The organism is Weissella minor (assembly GCF_001437425.1).
GTDB classification, from domain to species: domain Bacteria; phylum Bacillota; class Bacilli; order Lactobacillales; family Lactobacillaceae; genus Weissella; species Weissella minor.
In genome coordinates this window covers 479,419-495,101 of record NZ_JQCD01000024.1, presented here as the reverse complement: position 1 = coordinate 495,101, position 15,683 = coordinate 479,419, and the positions used below count along the sequence as shown (strand labels likewise).

20 protein-coding genes are annotated in these 15,683 nt (G+C 35.6%); 17 read left to right on the top strand and 3 right to left on the bottom strand.

The genetic code is table 11. From position 1 onward, the window contains the following. Positions 1-48: 48 nt before the first annotated feature. Both IV67_RS09590 and IV67_RS05840 read right to left on the bottom strand, forming a co-directional pair. Positions 49-696, bottom strand: coding sequence for a hypothetical protein (locus tag IV67_RS09590; protein WP_201782732.1), 648 nt, complete (start codon positions 694-696; stop codon positions 49-51). A 25-nt stretch (positions 697-721) separates the two neighbouring features. Continuing rightward, complete coding sequence (locus tag IV67_RS05840) at positions 722-1,138, bottom strand: ribonuclease G (protein ID WP_337250198.1); 417 nt, start codon at positions 1,136-1,138, stop codon at positions 722-724. Positions 1,139-2,001: 863 nt separating this feature from the next. On the opposite strand from IV67_RS05840, the gene IV67_RS09515 reads away from it, so the two are divergent. The 11 genes from IV67_RS09515 to IV67_RS05790 all read left to right on the top strand — a co-directional run bounded on the left by IV67_RS09515 (position 2,002) and on the right by IV67_RS05790 (position 8,260). Beyond that, a complete protein-coding gene (locus tag IV67_RS09515) occupies positions 2,002-2,145 on the top strand; it encodes a hypothetical protein (protein ID WP_157050296.1) in 144 nt (47 codons plus the stop codon). A gap of 304 nt (positions 2,146-2,449) precedes the next feature. Further along, positions 2,450-2,986, top strand: a complete 537-nt coding sequence (locus IV67_RS05835) for a nucleotidyltransferase domain-containing protein (RefSeq protein ID WP_057788034.1) — start codon at positions 2,450-2,452, stop codon at positions 2,984-2,986. Positions 2,987-3,200: 214 nt separating this feature from the next. Then, positions 3,201-3,407 carry a helix-turn-helix domain-containing protein gene (locus IV67_RS05830; RefSeq protein WP_057788261.1) on the top strand — a complete coding sequence of 69 codons (207 nt, stop codon included), beginning with the start codon at positions 3,201-3,203 and terminating at the stop codon, positions 3,405-3,407. A gap of 181 nt (positions 3,408-3,588) precedes the next feature. Further along, positions 3,589-4,098, top strand: coding sequence for a hypothetical protein (locus IV67_RS05820; RefSeq protein WP_057788033.1), 510 nt, complete (start codon positions 3,589-3,591; stop codon positions 4,096-4,098). Next, complete coding sequence (locus tag IV67_RS05815; RefSeq protein ID WP_057788030.1) at positions 4,091-4,840, top strand: hypothetical protein; 750 nt, start codon at positions 4,091-4,093, stop codon at positions 4,838-4,840. Before IV67_RS05820 ends, IV67_RS05815 begins: the two co-directional genes overlap by 8 nt. Further along, entirely contained in the window at positions 4,837-5,862 is a 1,026-nt protein-coding gene (locus IV67_RS05810) for a hypothetical protein (RefSeq protein WP_057788028.1), read from the top strand. Before IV67_RS05815 ends, IV67_RS05810 begins: the two co-directional genes overlap by 4 nt. 66 nt (positions 5,863-5,928) lie before the next feature. Then, complete coding sequence (locus tag IV67_RS09285; protein WP_157050295.1) at positions 5,929-6,072, top strand: hypothetical protein; 144 nt, start codon at positions 5,929-5,931, stop codon at positions 6,070-6,072. An 18-nt stretch (positions 6,073-6,090) separates the two neighbouring features. Continuing rightward, positions 6,091-6,300: a terminase gpP N-terminus-related DNA-binding protein gene (locus IV67_RS09510; RefSeq protein ID WP_236698258.1), complete on the top strand. Its 210-nt coding sequence runs from the start codon at positions 6,091-6,093 to the stop codon at positions 6,298-6,300. After that, positions 6,297-6,887 (top strand): terminase small subunit, encoded by a 591-nt coding sequence (locus IV67_RS05805; RefSeq protein WP_236698257.1) that lies wholly within the window; start codon positions 6,297-6,299, stop codon positions 6,885-6,887. The genes IV67_RS09510 and IV67_RS05805 overlap by 4 nt, the downstream gene beginning before the upstream one ends. Further along, complete coding sequence (locus tag IV67_RS05800; protein ID WP_057788027.1) at positions 6,877-7,572, top strand: phage terminase large subunit; 696 nt, start codon at positions 6,877-6,879, stop codon at positions 7,570-7,572. Before IV67_RS05805 ends, IV67_RS05800 begins: the two co-directional genes overlap by 11 nt. Positions 7,573-8,005: 433 nt before the next feature. Next, on the top strand, positions 8,006-8,260 hold the full coding sequence (locus tag IV67_RS05790) for a hypothetical protein (protein ID WP_057788023.1): 255 nt from the start codon (positions 8,006-8,008) through the stop codon (positions 8,258-8,260). 413 nt (positions 8,261-8,673) lie between these two features. Here IV67_RS05790 and IV67_RS05785 read toward each other — a convergent pair whose 3' ends face one another. Next, positions 8,674-9,570, bottom strand: coding sequence for a hypothetical protein (locus IV67_RS05785; RefSeq protein WP_057788021.1), 897 nt, complete (start codon positions 9,568-9,570; stop codon positions 8,674-8,676). 399 nt (positions 9,571-9,969) lie between these two features. Between IV67_RS05785 and mutM the strand changes: the two genes are divergently transcribed. The 6 genes from mutM to IV67_RS05755 are packed head-to-tail and all read left to right on the top strand — an operon-like array spanning position 9,970 to position 15,592. Further along, a complete protein-coding gene (gene mutM, locus IV67_RS05780) occupies positions 9,970-10,803 on the top strand; it encodes a bifunctional DNA-formamidopyrimidine glycosylase/DNA-(apurinic or apyrimidinic site) lyase (protein WP_057788019.1) in 834 nt (277 codons plus the stop codon). Positions 10,804-10,806: 3 nt separating this feature from the next. Beyond that, positions 10,807-11,403: a dephospho-CoA kinase gene (coaE, locus tag IV67_RS05775; RefSeq protein ID WP_057788017.1), complete on the top strand. Its 597-nt coding sequence runs from the start codon at positions 10,807-10,809 to the stop codon at positions 11,401-11,403. A 22-nt stretch (positions 11,404-11,425) separates the two neighbouring features. After that, the gene (locus IV67_RS05770; RefSeq protein WP_057788015.1) at positions 11,426-12,763 is read left to right on the top strand and encodes a DnaD domain protein; all 1,338 of its coding nucleotides are present in this window, start codon (positions 11,426-11,428) and stop codon (positions 12,761-12,763) included. Positions 12,764-12,768: 5 nt separating this feature from the next. Further along, positions 12,769-13,716 carry a primosomal protein DnaI gene (dnaI, locus tag IV67_RS05765; RefSeq protein ID WP_057788013.1) on the top strand — a complete coding sequence of 316 codons (948 nt, stop codon included), beginning with the start codon at positions 12,769-12,771 and terminating at the stop codon, positions 13,714-13,716. Then, positions 13,716-14,840, top strand: coding sequence for a YibE/F family protein (locus IV67_RS05760; protein ID WP_057788011.1), 1,125 nt, complete (start codon positions 13,716-13,718; stop codon positions 14,838-14,840). Before dnaI ends, IV67_RS05760 begins: the two co-directional genes overlap by 1 nt. Then, positions 14,837-15,592 (top strand): YibE/F family protein, encoded by a 756-nt coding sequence (locus tag IV67_RS05755; protein WP_057788009.1) that lies wholly within the window; start codon positions 14,837-14,839, stop codon positions 15,590-15,592. Before IV67_RS05760 ends, IV67_RS05755 begins: the two co-directional genes overlap by 4 nt. Positions 15,593-15,683: the final 91 nt, after the last annotated feature.

The following is a 15,683-nucleotide window of genomic DNA, read 5'->3' as shown; positions in this document are numbered from 1 at the left end:
AAGGATAAAATCTTTATTTATGTATGCCACCAATGGGTGGCAATTATTTTAATTAGAAAAGTCGCCTTTTTGTATAACTTTACCATTTCTAAATACAGCATTTATACCGGTAACTTTTGAGTTTTCAATCGTATAATCAAACCCAGTAAAATTCATTATGACATGATTATTCGAGTTACCCCAAATGGCGGTGTAAGAGGCAGGTGTATCCAAATTTTTAAGAGAAGTAATGTCGTGTTGCGAAGGGTGAAATGTTTTTTCAGGTTCTCCTAAAATAGAAACAACTTCTGTGTATGTGGAACTGTCATTATTTTTACTTAATACTGGATCAATTTTTACTTTTTCTACTTTTGTAGGCGTGATACCGTGTTGTCGTGTTATTACAAGGGTCCCACTAATAAGGACAATTCCAATCAAATTAATAAGTAAAAACCAAAACCCTGAACGTTTCCAAGTTTTTTGAATAAGCTGGAATCGGTCAATGTCAGTTGCATTATTTTGAAATCCACCTTTTTTCCACGCCCATTCACTGCCTCTAAAGCCACAAACAAATACCCAGATAATATTAAAAATTGGAATCAGTGCGAGTAATGGTAAATAAGATTTATTAGCAATGCCCCAAATGATATTAAAACTAAAAGCACCCCAATTCCATCCTTTTATTTCTTCAGGTACTGACGTCTTTTCACCATGCATACATTTACCTCATATCGAATTTAAATTAATACATACTTGCGACGATTATCATAAGAATGAATAAAAACAGGAAATAAAGAATAAGAGATATTACCAAGAAAATGAACTGAGCGATACCAGCACGATTCCAAGTTTTTTGGACGGCTATAAATGTCTCAACATCTTTATAGTCTCCTTTTTTCCATGCCCATTCATTTCCTTTGGCGCCACAAACAAATATCCAAATAATATTAAAAATTGGAATAAAACATAGGAGGGGAAGATAACTATTGTTTCCAATTCCCCAGAATATATGATACATGAATGCACCCCAATTCCATCCTTTTACTTGGTGTGGAACTGACTGCTCAGTATAAACATCATTAGTAGCATTATCATCTACTGGATATACAGTTATCCCATTCTGTGTATCGTTTTGAATGATATCTTTATTGTTGTCCATAACACAATACTCCTACAGCTTTTAATGTGAATCAGTTTATTGCACCTAATTTCTGTGGCCACGCAGTGGTGGCTTTTTGTGAATTTGATAAATTTTAAATCGGTTTTATTTTATCAAAATCAACTACAGAAAAGAGGTGACAATATATCCGTTTTAGAAACGCCAGATAAAATAAGCGTATATAAAGCGATGTGACATGCTAAGTTTATTTAAAAAAATGTTGAATACTGTTCAAATTTAAATATTATGGACGAGGATTAATGAAAATCTGGCAAAAAAATGTGGGAGTTTGTGACAAAAGTATAAAAAGTGTAAATGTGAGAGGCGTAACAATTGTAGCGAATTTAACTTTTTGGAAAAAAGAAGTATATTAGTTAACGTTGAATATGAATACTTAGTGACTGCTAAAAGTAGTACAATATAAATATACTTAGGGAAGTGGTTGGAAGCTCAATGATTACGGAAGAGTTTCAGATGAAAGACTACATGCTGGCCAGTTTTCGTGTAATTTTATTACTTAACAAGTGAGGGATTATGACAAGAGATGAAAAGTTGAAGTTAGTTAATCAGGTAGTAAGTGTGTTGTTCGTTACCGCATTTGTTCTGTTAATTATCAAATTCGTTACTGGGTAAAGTGGTGTTAGAAAATTAACAGACACAAGCAATTTTAGATGGGCTGAACTTAAAAAATTGAATAACGACAAAAAATAAACTAGAAAGGGAAATGAAGTTCATTAATGGTATAAGAATTGCGGTTAAAGTTGATAAAAGCGCACAATAGTACCCATATGAATATCATGTAACGTGGTAATAACACAGCTTAGTTTTAAATTCTGTGCATCTTCATTTTTAACGAACCTAATATGTCTAAAGAAAAAATGGTGAAAACTGTAGATTACACAAAAAATGGCACCCATATTATTAAAACAATTGAGTTGAGAGAAAGTTTTTATAATGGATTAGTTAAATTTAATATAATTGATCCAAATAATTGGCACGAAAAATAAGTTAAAGTGAACTATAAAGTAAGGATATTCATTAAAAAGGGAAAAGGCTGACATATAACAAGAAAACTTGTTTGGAAAGTAAATTGCTACAATGGGATTCTTTTTGTTGTATTTTAAAATAGGAGTAAACATGGAAAAATTTAGCCGAACAGAAAAGTTATTAACGATAACGCTTATCCTTCAAATAATTGCGTTAGTTGTGCCATTCATTAAAAAAGTAAAAATACTTGCCTTGGAAAAATCATCTGCGATCAATATTTATTAGCAGGTAATTGATGTATATAAAAGGCTCGGGGTAAGAGATATGAACTTTGATATTGGACAATTTGCTAGTAAAGAAACTGAACTAAAAGTTGAAATGGGAGTAATGTGGGATGTGCGGATAGACAGCCAAATTACAACCAATCAAATAGCTGATATTATGGGGATGTCTAGCGGTGAAGTCAGTAGGTTAGAGTCCGCTCGGATGACACTTACGCCTGAATTGGTGCAAAGCTATACAGAGGCTGTTAAATCACTGGTAACAACACCAACGCAAGAAGAGATTAAAGCATTTTCAGAAGAAATGGCCTCTGAATTCAATTTACAACAAGTTGCGCTATTTGGAAGTTTTGCAAAAAATAAGCAAACATATAGCAGTGATATTGATTTTATGATTTATGGTCATAACAGTTCGAAAGTACCTTATCATGATATTGCAAACATTATGCAGCTTGGAAACAAGCGATTGAAGCGTAGTATTCATATTACTGACTATTTCTTGATACAGCAGAATTTAGATGATCCAAGAACATTTCGCTTTCATGCGCGGTATCAATTGGAAAGAAAAAATATGATATAAAATAAATGTTGAAAGGAGAAACAATCAAGGAAAAAGAATACATAATTAGATAAGGGGAGAAGTACTCTTTCACTGATGTATCTAAGTTTTTCCATGATCATAACTAATATGTCTAAAAAAAATATAAAAATTAAGTGGTATCTTGTTACAAGTATTGGAATGATTTTATTAGGAGTTGTTCTACATTTTATTAATGAAAATATGTAAGTTAGCTATGATTGACTTGAATGTGGAAAACATAATGTCATCAAAGGAAGCCACCAAATTATGGGGGAAAGCCGATGACTATGTACGACAGATGTTAAAGAAATATCCACAAAAGTTCCCGGAAGGTTCTGTGTGTAAGTTTGGTAGGCAGCTGGTAGTAACGACTGAAGGCATGGAAGCAGTGACTGGGGTAAAGAACGATGAGTTAAAATAATTTCACATATTGCATGTTACTATAACTCAGTTGGTAGAGCAGTAGGGTCGTAGGTTCAAATCCTATTGGGAGCATTAATTGTTTCCCTCTTAGAAAAAATTCCCCATATTCCACTGTGTGAATTTGGACATTTAAATATGTATTAGGTAGAATGTAGTAATAAAGAAAGGGGGAAGCTGATATGAAGACTTATCTAGCTAAGCTATTAATTGTTAACAGTAAAGTAGATTTAGCAAAACAACAAGATTACATACTAAAATTTGAGAATGTAATGACTGTTCCTTACGATTCTACTGCATACTATAAAGCGATACAAGTGAATGGTAAATTCCGGAATTTGTTTGAATCTACAAATGCTCACCCCTTTATTTTAGATACATGCGACTTTAAGCAAGTCATTGAATTAGCTCTAAAACATGGTGATATAAGAAAAATCACCATTGAGACCACAAATGGTGATGAAGTGTATGAAGATGTTATAAATGAAGAGTTGAAATATATTATAGATGGAACCGAGAATCTTCCGTTATTGAATTTTAAAGACGAACAAAACATCGAAAATATATACCTCATAACGAAGACCTATAGTTTCAGTTTAACTAGACTTGGAATTTTAAAATGTATTTACACTAATGAAAATAATTTAATTGATGTCTTAAAAATTATGAATAGCGTGATAACTGATGCCTAATTATATTAAAGAGGAATTTGACAAGTTTATAAAAGGGTTTATAAGTTTAATTTTTACTTCTTTTTATACTGTTTATCTTCAAGCCTTTGTTAAAGAATTTATATATGACTCGTTTGATAAAAACACGGGGAAATTTTTTTATGGTCTTGGTAACTCGTGTATTATGTTTTTACTAGGAATGTGTCCTTTTATAATTTGGAAAGTCCTAGTCTGGTTTTGGAGAACATTTGTAAAAAGAATTCAAGTCAATATGAATTATAAAATTATAGAGAATCCCAATAATTATGAATTAGATAATAGTGATACATCAAAAAACGACATTATATTTTTAAGTAATGAAGCTTTTGATGAAGGCTTTTTTCTGGAAGGAACGATGCACATAATAGGTCTTCAAAAATGGAAAATGAAATTATTGACATATTGTAAAGCATCATTAATTGTTAAGAGTGAACCATCAATGACGTTTAATTTGACGGATACAGCGTACATGAAGAATCTTACAAATATGTATCAAGTTACCCAAGAAAGAGATAAGATTGAAATTTCGCCATTTGACGCGTTGAAGGATTCTTCAAGAGATAAAAAAATTACCACAAGTATTTTTTGTGTGATGGGATTGCAAAGCAACCCGTATGAACTGGTTTTAAAAATAGAGCCTAAGTGGAGTTTACTGCCTTCTTTTTTGCTTAGAGGGTTGGTGCGTGTTGATGGTATCTTTGTTTTAGAAGGGGAGACTAGATGAAAAATAATGCGGCAATATCATATTTTGGATTAAGTACAGAGATAGACTCTTTTGAGAAAATTAAGGATAAAATTTTAATAAATAAAAAAATTGAATATGTACCTGCAGATCAGCGTTCACTCAAAAGAATTAATCTTAGCCCAGAAGATCCCAGGTTGAGAATGGAATCTGAATGGCAAGAAGATACTGTAATGTTCAAGCAGATTATTAATACAGTTGATGAGGGAGAATTACAAGTGGAGGTACTTCTGGCAACTGCAGTTGTACCTAAGCCATCAAGGAATGTTTGGAAAAATAAGCGGACAGATCTTTTAAGCCATGATAAAAATGTTAAGAAAGAATATATACAAGTAGTTTTTTTTAAAATGGAAAATAGATTTTACTACACCGTATGGACTCAAAATTACAAGACTCTGGAGAGAATAAATGAAAATTTAATAGGGGATAATTTCGTTCAGACACATCCTATTAAAGATTTACGTTTGTTCAGCTGGATTTATTGGAAATATTCAGATTCAAAAAAATTAGATAGTTATTTTGAAATTCCGTTCATGACTGCATTTGTAGGTAACATCGGTAATATTGAAGATGACAGTAAAATAACTGGTAGAAGTGAAGATATCGGTCAGATGGCTGCGATTGACTTGCATGTTGCGACAGATGAAAAAATTAAAACAGTGGGATTAAAAATTTTAGAAAAGGACAACACGGGTACCTTATATGAAATTCAGTTTAAATTTGATAATGATCTTACGACCGTCATAGACTCGTCTAAAACAGTAATTCCAAGCAATATTACATATATGGACATGCAAGATGATTATAACTTAGACGAAAGAACAAAAGAGTATATTAAAAAACAGATTTTTGTATATGCATATATAATTCCAAAGTTGCAAAGATTGTTTGCAAATGATGAAGCAAATTTTGAAGATCATTATATGGATTTTAGAATTCAAAGAGCTAAAGTAGTGTACCGAAAAATGCTCCAAAGCGGAATTTCAAGTGAAGACCTTGATTGATTTTAAAAGAGTAATCATTAAGTTGGTTGCTTTTTTTTTGTACACAAAATTAGGAGGTGAACAGATGTGACAATGCAACGCAGACTAGAAGTTCAGATTATTGGAACAATTGATAACAAGCAGAAAAAGCATAAGCAGACAAAGGGAATACATAAGAAAAAACAGAAGCCACACAAGTCTAAGTTGAAGACTCAAGTGGCTACTTATTAGAGGAGGTGAGTGTATGTAATGAATATTAAAGAAGAAGCTAAGCAAGACTACTTAGCAGGAATGAAGATTAAGGACATTGCAAATAAGACTGGTAAGTCAGAATCTACTATTCGTTCTTGGAAGTCTCGCTATAAGTGGGACGATGAATCTATTACTGATAATACGCCACCAGAAAGCGTTGCAACAAAAGTGCAACGCAACATAAAAACGTTGCAACGTCATATGTGACACAAAAAGCGATTGAAGATTTAGCTGAGAGTGAATTAAAAGATAATCAAAAAGCCTTTGCAATAGAGTATGTGCGACTGGCTAATGCAACCCAAGCTTACATAAATGTCTATGATGTTAGCTATTCAGTTGCTAAAGTAAATGGTTCAAGCATGCTAACAAATGCTAACGTTCAATCTGCCATTTCAGAGTTGAGTAAAGCCAAGTTTAAAGAACTATCAGTCGGTATGTTTGACTTTATGGAAGACTTAGCTACGGAAGCAAGAGCTGACATTGGAGACTTTGTGGAGTTTGGTCAGTACGATGAGTTGGCGACAGATTCAGATGGTGATGCATATCTAGATACAAATGATGAACCTATTAAATATCATAAGTCTTGGATGCAATTTAAAGACAAAGACAAGATAGACACAAGCCTAATTAAGAACATTAGCATTGGGAAAGATGGCCCACATATTGAGTTACATGATCGAGATAAAGCCCGTAAACAATTGATTGAATATACGCAGTCGATGGGTGATAACACGTCAACTAGGGCTGTTATCGTTGATGATATTAGTGAATTAGGAGATTTGAATGATGAATGATAAACCGTTTGTTCTATCTAAGAATATCAATCCACATTTTTATAAGGTTTGGAACACGAAGAAATCAAACATCATTCTTAAAGGTGGCCGTGGTTCGTTTAATTCATCTGTTGTTGCATTTAAGCTATGTATGATGATGTATCAGGAGATTATTCAAGGACATACGGCGAATGTAGTCTGTGTACGTGAAAACAAGACTAATTTGCGTACGTTAGTGTATAAACAGATTAACTGGGCTTTAACACAGATGAACTTAGTAGATGAATTTGATAGCTATGTGAGTCCTATGAGAATTACACATAAGCAAACTGGGTCATCTTTTCTGTTTTATGGTGCTGATGACCCCGATAAGCTTAAGTCTGATAAGACGACTGATGTTATTGGACTGTGGTATGAAGAAGCGGCTAACATGAAGTCTTCTGAAGTATTCGACCAATCAAACCCAATATTTATACGTAACAAGTCAGAGTGTGTTGATGATGTAAAAATCTTCTGTTCATACAATCCGCCTAAGAATCCATATGATTGGATTAATGAGTGGGTGGATAGTAAGAAAAAGGATTCTGAATACCTAGTGGACCACTCAACATACTTAGATGATGAAATGGGCTTTACTGTTGCACAGCAACAACGCCTAAGAGCCTTAAAGCTAATGACTATGACTACTATAGGTATTTATATTTAGGTGAGGTTGTTGGCCTAGGCACCAATGTCTATAACATGGATTTGTTTAAATCAATCCAAAGAGTAGACGAGTTGCCAGATGATGACCGAATTGTGATGCTACGGTTCTCTGCTGACATTGGTCACTCCGTTTCAGCAACTACTGTCGGGTGCTTTGGCATCACGTATAAGCTACGTCGTTCAAGACATGCAGAAATTACCCTTGGCCAACTGATAAGTTAGTAATGGATATACAGGAGCTACTTTATAAGTATGCTGGTACAGGTAAGTTGCGTGAATCCACAAAAAGGTTAGCTAACGTTGAATCTATTTTGAATGTGCCTGTCCATGGCGTTATAATAGAAGAAGGGACAGGAATTGAAAAGCCAGCAACAGGCATGAAGATACATTACTCTACAAAAAAGAAAGAGCGGACACGTTGAGGTTTACAGATAATGAGTAAAATAATTAAGTTTGATGATTTAATACCAATATGGGCTGATATGTTAGATCATAGGCGTAAATCACCTCGACTAAAACTTAAAGCTTTTGACGATAATCGAGAAATTATTGGAGTAATGGTAAATTATACTAATCCGGCTGATAATGATCCGGAAATTGCAAGTATAGATATTGATGCCGATGATGGTAGAGAGTGGATGATCTATCAAACCGAGGTTAATCCAGATGAACTTGAATTATTAGATTAAACAGACGCCAGGCGAAAGAAAGGCGTTTTTAGATTCCTTAAAGAAAAAAGACTGGAAACACCTGACGTAGGGTGCTTCCAGTCTTTTTTAATTGTTTTTTAGGTGAGTTTAGCAATAAGTTTACCACGAGATTTTGCACTTAAGGTAAATGGTATATTCTTATTTAAATTCCTCGGCCATACTATTTTCCATGTTCAAAATTTGAGTATAAATTCTTAAAGTCATTTCAATACTTGAATATCTAAGATGTTTCTGGACAGTTTTTATTGGTGCTGGGCTACCTTGCTCACATAATTTCTTCAAATAAAACAGAAGCGAGATTGTCCTTTTAACGTTTTCACTTTTTAAATATGTATGCCACCTAGTAAGGTGACGTGTTTCTATGAATTATGTTGGATTGTAAAAATATGAGTCTACTGTTCTTCTAGTTGAATCATTTGCACATCTGAGTTCAACACTTCACCATTCTTAAGATTAACAGTGGTAGATGCTACTTCACCATCGTCGGGCTCTGTAGAAAGAATCTCATTAACACTACCGTCAGTTATCAAATTTCCTGATCCTGATACAGCACTGATTTTATATCGCCCAGGTTTGATATCTGTTCCAACTTTATATTGACCACTGATATATTGGTCATTACTTGTATTATTTAGAGGCTTATCTGTTTCAAAGTTTACAGTATCTAAGCCAGAAATATTAATTTGGTCGCCATCATTTAGATATGCACGATATTTTGTTGTTTCGTGATCCTCTTCGCCAGAACCTAAAATAATATTTATTGAAGGATTTTCATAATTCTTTGGGTCAGAATCAACGTTTCCTGAACCAGATGGGGCAGTTAAAACATAGATACCTGGTTTAATATCCTTGCCGACCTCCCAATTACCTGAAGAAAGGGTAGTATCTTCTCCAGTTGGCATAGGTTTACTTGAACTAGAATCATCGCTCTTAGACTTATCAGTTGCCGATGAATCAGAATCATCATCTGTATTGACTGCAGAACTTAATTCAGATGTCGCTTTATCTAGCGCATTTGAATAGTGATATTGCGTGAACAGTACAATTGCCATACCTGCAGTAGCAATTACTGTTCCAATAATAGAAATTGTTTTTACATTCTTTCTATTAACGATTAATGAAATTATTCCCAAAATAAGACCAATTAACCCAAAAAAGAATGCTGCATTATTGATGATAGGTACCCAAGAAATTACCAATCCAATAACCCCAAAAACTAAAGCAATTATTGGGAGGACGATATGTTCAGATCCTCTGTCTACTTTTTCAGTGCGTGCGCCTTTTGCCATTTTCCTAACTCCTACAGCTTTTAACGTAGTTCGGTTTTGCACGTATGTATTCCACTAACTAATTTTATATAAATATTCTAGAAATGGCAATTATCTGCTTAAATTTTCAACTAAGTTTAAAATAAATATTCATGGAACAGTAGACTTGACTCAAACACACATGTAGTTTTTGCTGTCTGAAGAATACACACGTTACTTGAAAAGAATTAACAGTAGTTACTGATAAGATGAGTGAATTCAGAACACTCGACAAACTTACCAACATAGATTAAAAACATGTAGTATAATTATGAAGAAATAAATCATAAAGGACGTAACAAAAATACATAGTTGGATGGTTAGCCTAAAAGTTAGCCTATTAACAATAAAACGTTGATATATCAAAGAAAGGAGAACCTAATGCCCGAACTACCCGAAGTCGAAACTGTTAGACGTGGGTTAACACGTCTTGTGAAAGGTCATGTCATAGAATCAACGGAGGTTCGTTGGCCAAAGACCGTCAGTAATTTAACACCTGAGGAATTCGACGCTGAATTAGCAGGGCGCAAGATTGAACGTATTGATCGGCGTGGAAAGTATCTCCTTTTCCGCTTTTCAGGTGAGCTAACGATGGTATCGCATTTACGCATGGAAGGGTCGTATTATACCGTGCCACGCGGGACTGAGCCAGGGAAGCACGATCTTGTCACTTTTCACCTTGACGATGCCGTGGATTTGTTTTACCGCGATACACGTAAGTTTGGCCGGATGACGGTTGTTCCCAACACGCAACTGGACCAGGTTCCAGGCCTTTCAACCCTTGGCCCAGAACCAACGGAAGATGCTTTGGACTTTGCGTATATGAAGCGCATTTTTAATAAATCAAACGCGCGTATCAAGCCGTTTTTACTAGATCAAAGCCATATTGCCGGTATCGGAAATATTTATGCCGATGAAACGTTATGGCAGAGCAAGATTCATCCTAAGACGCACGTTAATGCCCTGACTGATGATGAAATTCATACCTTAAGGAATAAAATCATTGCGGAAATGACACGTTCAATTGAACATCACGGCACAACCGTACATAGTTTTACAAATGTGTTTGGTGAGGCTGGCGAATTTCAGAATGAATTAGAGGTTTATGGACGTGCCGGAGAACCATGTTTACGTTGTGGGACAGCACTCGAGAAAATTAAAGTAGCACAACGCGGAACAACATTTTGTCCACATTGCCAAGTAGAAAGGGATTAAGTCATGTATAAGTTAGGATTAACAGGTGGGATTGCAACTGGAAAATCAACGGTTTCAAAGTATTTACAAGAAGAAAAGGGTTTACCTGTGATTGATGCCGATTTAATTGCTTATCAAATCACGGCGGATGGACAGCCAGCTTTAAAAGAGATTGTCAGGGCGTTTGGACCGGGGATGGTCAGTTTTGATGGTCAATTAAATCGTAAAAAATTAGGTGCGCTTGTTTTCAATGACAACGATGCTCGTGAGAAGTTAAATCAAATCACACATCCACGCGTATATGCTGAATTTGAACGTCAATTAGCTGAACTTGAGAGTCAAGGAGTGCCCTTGGTGGTATTAGATATTCCATTGCTATTTGAAAGTAACCAAGGGATGGCATATGACGGTGTTGCTTTAGTCACAATTGACGAAAAGACCCAATTGAAACGATTAATGAACCGGAATCAGTTGGATGAGCCTGAAGCTTGGCATAGAATCCATGCACAAATGCCATTGGCTAAAAAACAAGCAATGGCTGACTTTTTAATTGATAATTCATCTACCTTGGAGCATACATATGCGCAAGTAGATGAATTATTGGAGGCCATTAAATCTTAGTCCATATAAAAGGAGGTCGACTATGAGTGAATTTGCTTTAGCACAACGCTATCATGTTGTGTCACAAACGGAATTAACATTACCCAATATTCGATCTTTAACGCAGGTTTATTTACCTATTATTGGTCATGAAGCTTTCACACTGTATATGACACTTGCATGTTATCCGCATGATAAGAATCGTGCATTTACGCATACAGAGCTACTAGATCAAGCCGGGTTAACCCATCATTCATTTTTAGATGCGCGTGCGCGTTTAGAAGGAATGGGACTCTTACGAACTTATCGACAAGATTTAACGACAGGTACACAGTGGGTTTATGAAGTGCTAGAGCCAATGTCAACACGTGCCTTTTTGGCTGATGATACACTGGCGAGTTTGTTAGCACATTATCTAGGTGAAGATACTTTACAAAAGCTTGTGGCTGACACAATTCCGGTTACGCCTAAGATTGAAGGAAAAAATGTGACAGCTTCTTTCTTTGATTTAGTTGGCATGGAGCGATTTAAGCGAATCAAAGCGCCAGTTGAAAAAACTGTATCGCAACCTATTGAAAAACAAAATACATCCGAGAAAAAGCATCTGGATATTGACCTGATGGCCAATATGTTACGTTCGTTCAATGTTTCAACACGAACATTAAAGGAAAACGAAGCAGCTTTAGTGATTGAAAAAGAGCTATATGGTTTAGATGATGTTGCATTAGTCCGACTTATTCAACAGAACTTAACCAAAGATAATACGATTGATATGGCGGGTATTCGCAGAAGCTTAAGTAAGCAAACGCTTGAAACACAACGTCAAGATGCTAGTCAAGTAACGCCTACAACGAATGGCGAGGTTAGCGAACAACCAAGTCAGTCAAAGCCTAAAAACGCAACGGAACAATTCTTACAGCAAGTTAAAACGCTTGCTCCAGTTACGTATTTGAAGGCTTTACGCCAAGAAAAAGGGGGCTTTGTAACTGATTCTGAATTGAAAACATTACAAGATATTGCTCAATTAAATCGTCTCCCTAATGAAGTCATTAATGTTTTATTGTATGAATTGACAGTTGGGCAAAAAAGAACGTCCATTAGTCGTAATCTCATGCAAACAATTGTGAACGATTGGACGCAAGCGGGGATTAAAACAGCCGAAGGAGCTTTAAAGTATCTTCAGGCGCGTCAAAAAAATCAGTCACAACAAACGGGTAATAACAATCGACGATATAATAATAATCGTTCACTTAAAAATGAGACCCGTCCTGATTGGGAAAAGCAACGGGAACAAGCTGCTGCAAGCTCGACTGAACAAGCTGAAGCAAAGCGTAAGTTAGATGCATTTCTATCAGCGCAAAAAACAAAGCAGGAGGACTAACAACGATGCCAGATTTTGAAAATCAACCACTTGATGTTGGTCAAGCATTGAAAAAAAGCATGCGAGAAAACAATATGAATACGCGTTACGCTGATATTCAAAAAACGGTGTTATCTGATCAAGAAATTAACCAGTTCTTTAATGCCCACCAAAATGAATTGACAAATGATATCGTCCTTCGGGATTTTGCAACTTTATATGAATTCTATACACAAAAGCGTAAGCCAGAAAATGAATCGGTGCATACCGGGTATGAACCTGTTTTAGACTTTATTGATGGAAAAATAACCGTGTTATATCAACCAAGCCAATCGACAATCCGGGCGCAGCAACAACGTGAACAACAAGAGTTGGTGCATGCAGTTCAAATGCCAAAGTTAATTAGTCGGGCGACGTTGAGCGATTTTGCCAATCCATCTTCTGATCAAAGCCATGTGATTGGTAAAGTGATTGATTTTATCTCAAATTATCAAGCAAATCCGCAAGAATATCATCGTGGTTTATATATTCATGGACCATATGGTGTTGGTAAAACACATCTCATGGGAGCTATGGCCAATTCATTTGCTGATATCGGGCAACCAGTGACATTAGTTCACTTTCCAAGTTTTGCAATTGAACTGCGAAACGGTATCAGTAATCCGACAATTGACAATCAAAAACGATTAGAAGTGGTTCAAAAAGCCTCAATTTTGGTTTTAGATGATATTGGTGCGGAATCATTAACCTCATGGCTACGAGATGATATTTTAAGCGCGATTTTGGAATATCGTATGCAAAATGAATTATCAACTTTCTTTACATCTAATTTTTCAATGAATCAGCTTGAAAAGGAACACTTGACCCATACAAAAGATGGAAATGAACCTCTTAAAGCAGAACGGTTAATGCAAAGAATTCGTTTCCTTTCTGAAGAAGTAGCCATGTTTGGTGAAAATAAACGGGTGCACTAATGCAAATGATATTAAATTATTTCAAAAAAACATGGCGTTCTTGGCTAGCCTTAATTGCGCTAGTGGCAGTAACGGCATGTTTTTTTGCGACAAATGCGCAATTGTATCATGATCCAATTGCTAAAATTACATCAGTTCAAACGGATACGACTGGACAACAATCTGACCCTTACGGTAATCGCGTTGAGACATACAAACAAACAATAGAGACAAAATTATTGAATACGAATGATCGAGGTAAGACGATCCGATTAACCAATGATTATGATGAGTCAGGTGCTTTAAACGTTAAATTAAAGCAGGGACAACAAGTGTTCTTAACCCACGATTCAAATATGAATTGGTCCGTAAAAAATGTCCGTCACGATTTATTATGGGTACCATTTATGGTATTGGTATTAGGGGTGATGACGATTTTAATGGGTCGTCATGGCCGAATCATGCTACTCACTTTAGGACTGAATGTGGCCTTATTTATTTGTTTTATCTTCCTTAACATCGCAATCCCGCATAGTAATTTATTCGTGGTCTTTATTCCTTTTGCCATTTTAACGACTTTGTTTACCTTAGGTTTATTGATGGGGTTTAAATCAAGACAGACATGGACAATTGTAATGACGGTCTTACTGACAAGTGCGGTGACACTCTTGATTAGTAAAATTGTGTTTATGTTGTTACATAATCAAGGTGTCTACTATGAACATATGGAATTTGTCACCGACAATCCAAGTACCTTGTTTATGGCGATGACCTTGGTCGGTGTATTAGGCGCCGTGATGGATGAAGCAACTGATATGACGGCAACATTATTTTCGATGCAACGCGAACGTCCAAATATTTCAAGTAAAGAATTAATTAAAGCAGGACGAAATATTGGTGGTGAAATTTTTGGCGCACTTAACAATGTCTTGTTTCTTATTTTCATTGCTGAACAATTGCCAATGGCAGTTTTGTATTTGAGAAATGGTAATTCCTGGTCATTTACGTATATGACGAATTTATCGATTGGTATGCTACAAACGTTAATTAGTGCGATTGGGATTGTTTTGACAGTACCCATTGGCTTGATGTGTTTTAAGCTTATGACGTTCCGCTCTCTACAAAATAAAGGAGGCCAGCTATGACAGTTACCATCGCATTAGCACTGATTTTATTTGTCTTAATGGTCTTAATTGGTGGTGGAAAAGGGCTGGGCGCTTTTGTTAGTCTATGGATTAACTTTTTTGTCTTAGCTTGTATCATTACTTTAATCAGCTTTTCTTTTAATCCTTTTTGGGTCTTAATGATTGGTGGTGGCATTATATTGACCATTACCATCATTAGCACGGGGTCTAATGAAAATACAACAAGCTTAGCTTTGACGGTCAGTTTTATCGTGATGATTTTATTATTACTCGTAATCGTCCCAACAGAGTATCTGTCACTATCAGCAGGCTTCTCTGTTGAAAATAGTGAAGCACTTGAGGGCTTGTCATTAGGGATCAATGTGCCGTTTGCCACGCTTGGCATTTGTGCAGCCTTATTAGCAACGCTGGGGGCGATTGCTGAAGCTGCAGTTGCCATCGCGGCTGGGTTAAATGAATTAAAACAAGATCAACCGGATGCCAATTTGTCTCAGATTATTCACGCAGGTCAAGGCTTAGGTCGTGAAATTGTTGGGACAGCTGTTAACACTGTTTTGTTTGGTTACTTAGCAGATTTTTTGAGTTTATCCTTACTATTTACACGTCTGAACTACAGTTTTGCTGAGATATTTAATACGAAATTATTCACATCAGCAGTGTTGTCATTGATGTATTCAATACTCGGTGTGGTTTTAGTTTTGCCATTTACTTTACTTATCTTTCATCAGCAAAACCGAAATTCCGGGAAATAAGCACAGGTTAAATGCCTAAATAACAGGGAAATCGTAGGAAAAATGAGAGAAATGTGTTACTATTTAAGATATTACAGGAATATATCAAAAA

Bases quoted from the DNA above. Each gene is read 5' to 3' on its own strand.
- IV67_RS09590 (WP_201782732.1), bottom strand. From the start codon at position 696: ATGCATGGTGAAAAGACGTCAGTACCTGAAGAAATAAAAGGATGGAAT.
- IV67_RS05840 (WP_337250198.1), bottom strand. From the start codon at position 1,138: ATGGACAACAATAAAGATATCATTCAAAACGATACACAGAATGGGATA.
- IV67_RS09515 (WP_157050296.1), top strand. From the start codon at position 2,002: ATGTCTAAAGAAAAAATGGTGAAAACTGTAGATTACACAAAAAATGGC.
- IV67_RS05835 (WP_057788034.1), top strand. From the start codon at position 2,450: ATGAACTTTGATATTGGACAATTTGCTAGTAAAGAAACTGAACTAAAA.
- IV67_RS05830 (WP_057788261.1), top strand. From the start codon at position 3,201: ATGATTGACTTGAATGTGGAAAACATAATGTCATCAAAGGAAGCCACC.
- IV67_RS05820 (WP_057788033.1), top strand. From the start codon at position 3,589: ATGAAGACTTATCTAGCTAAGCTATTAATTGTTAACAGTAAAGTAGAT.
- IV67_RS05815 (WP_057788030.1), top strand. From the start codon at position 4,091: ATGCCTAATTATATTAAAGAGGAATTTGACAAGTTTATAAAAGGGTTT.
- IV67_RS05810 (WP_057788028.1), top strand. From the start codon at position 4,837: ATGAAAAATAATGCGGCAATATCATATTTTGGATTAAGTACAGAGATA.
- IV67_RS09510 (WP_236698258.1), top strand. From the start codon at position 6,091: ATGAATATTAAAGAAGAAGCTAAGCAAGACTACTTAGCAGGAATGAAG.
- IV67_RS05800 (WP_057788027.1), top strand. From the start codon at position 6,877: ATGATGAATGATAAACCGTTTGTTCTATCTAAGAATATCAATCCACAT.
- IV67_RS05790 (WP_057788023.1), top strand. From the start codon at position 8,006: ATGAGTAAAATAATTAAGTTTGATGATTTAATACCAATATGGGCTGAT.
- IV67_RS05785 (WP_057788021.1), bottom strand. From the start codon at position 9,570: ATGGCAAAAGGCGCACGCACTGAAAAAGTAGACAGAGGATCTGAACAT.
- mutM (WP_057788019.1), top strand. From the start codon at position 9,970: ATGCCCGAACTACCCGAAGTCGAAACTGTTAGACGTGGGTTAACACGT.
- coaE (WP_057788017.1), top strand. From the start codon at position 10,807: ATGTATAAGTTAGGATTAACAGGTGGGATTGCAACTGGAAAATCAACG.
- IV67_RS05770 (WP_057788015.1), top strand. From the start codon at position 11,426: ATGAGTGAATTTGCTTTAGCACAACGCTATCATGTTGTGTCACAAACG.
- dnaI (WP_057788013.1), top strand. From the start codon at position 12,769: ATGCCAGATTTTGAAAATCAACCACTTGATGTTGGTCAAGCATTGAAA.
- IV67_RS05760 (WP_057788011.1), top strand. From the start codon at position 13,716: ATGCAAATGATATTAAATTATTTCAAAAAAACATGGCGTTCTTGGCTA.
- IV67_RS05755 (WP_057788009.1), top strand. From the start codon at position 14,837: ATGACAGTTACCATCGCATTAGCACTGATTTTATTTGTCTTAATGGTC.